At 69.7% G+C, this 1,424-nt stretch carries 1 protein-coding gene; it reads right to left on the bottom strand.

Features of this window, described 5'->3' with window-relative positions; genetic code table 11:
* Nucleotides 1–6 precede the first annotated feature (6 nt).
* The gene (locus tag RF638_RS15960) at nucleotides 7–1,314 is read right to left on the bottom strand and encodes an ISL3 family transposase (protein ID WP_058955456.1); all 1,308 of its coding nucleotides are present in this window, start codon (nucleotides 1,312–1,314) and stop codon (nucleotides 7–9) included.
* Nucleotides 1,315–1,424 lie beyond the last annotated feature (110 nt).

A 1,424-nucleotide genomic window follows, 5' to 3' on the forward strand; every position in this document is an offset into this window, starting at 1 on the left:
GGCTCTTCAGGATCCAGGGTGTAGTCGCGGCCTGAACCCGCCGGTCTCCAGGAGCGATCTGGCGATGTAGTTGGTGAGGTTGCGGAACCCGAGCGCGGAGCCGCGCAGGTGTTCGAGCCGGCCGTTGATCGCCTCGGTCGGGCCGTTGGATGTACCAGGACGATCGAAGTAGGCCAGCACGTCGGTGGCCCGCTTGGTCAGGGTCCGGCCGAGCGTGATCACCTCGCTCAACGCACCCGGGACGCCGTGGCTGAGGGAGTGGATCAGCCGCTGCATCAGCGCTCGGCCTCGGGCCCGGTCGGGTTCTCGGTAGGCGGCGATCATCCTCTGGTAGATCCCCCAGGTGGCCTCGACCTCGACGTGGGCGTCGGCCGTGAACAGCTTCTCCAGCCGGTCCCGCTGCTTGTCGGTGAGCAGGTCCGCTCCGGTGTGCAGGGTCCGGCGAGCCGAGTAGAGGGGATCGCCGGCCCGGCCGCGGTGGCCACGGGTGTCCTGCTGAACGCGGCGCCGGCACTGATCCAGGGCATCGCCGGCCAGGCGCACGACGTGGAAGGGATCCATGACCGCGGTCGCCTCGGGCAGCTCCTCGGTGGTGGCGGTCTTGAACCCGCTGAACCCGTCCATCGCGACTACTTCCACGCCCTGGCGCCAAGGGTTCTCGCGCTCGGCCAACCATGTCTTGAACGCCTGTTTGGAGCGGCCCTCGACCATGTCCAGCAGCCGGGCGGGACCCGTCCCGGCGCGAACCGGGGTGAGGTCGATGATGACGGTGACGTACTTGTCGCCGCGGCGGGTGTGGCGCCAGACGTGCTCGTCGACGCCGATGACCTTGACCCCGTCGAACCGGCCGGGGTCGTCGATGAGCACCCGCTTGCCCTCGGCCAGCACGGCGTCGTTGGCGGTGTTCCACGAGACTCCCAGGCCTTCGGCGACGCGGGCCACGGTCAGGTGCTGGCACACGATCCCTTCCAGCGCCCACCGCAGACCGCGACGGGAGAGCCTCGCCCGCGGCTCGGCCGCCTTGGTGGTGTCCTGGCGCCACACGTGTCCGCACCCGGTGCACCGGTAGCGGCGAACCGTGACCAGCAGCGTCGTAGGTCGCCAGCCCAGCGGCTCGTGCGCCAGGCGCCGCACCACGGTGTCGCGGGGCGTGCCCTCGCAGCCGCAGCGTCGGCACCACTGGTCCGGTTCCAGGACCCGGCAGGCCAGGATCGCCTGCTCGGGCTCGAGGCGCTGACCGACGACGTCAAGACCGAGCTCGTCGAGACGGCAGAAGGTGGTCAAGTCAGGGCAGGCGAAGGTAGCGTCAGGCACGTCGAGGTCTTCCAGATGAGGCGTGTAGGAACCTTCATCTTCGGGAGGCCTCGGCCCCTATCCGGCGACCGACGCGCCGACCCCAACTACACCCTGGATCCTGAAGAGCC

The sequence above is a fragment of the Kocuria sp. CPCC 205235 genome (genome assembly GCF_040980905.1).
Lineage (GTDB): Bacteria > Actinomycetota > Actinomycetes > Actinomycetales > Micrococcaceae > Kocuria > Kocuria carniphila.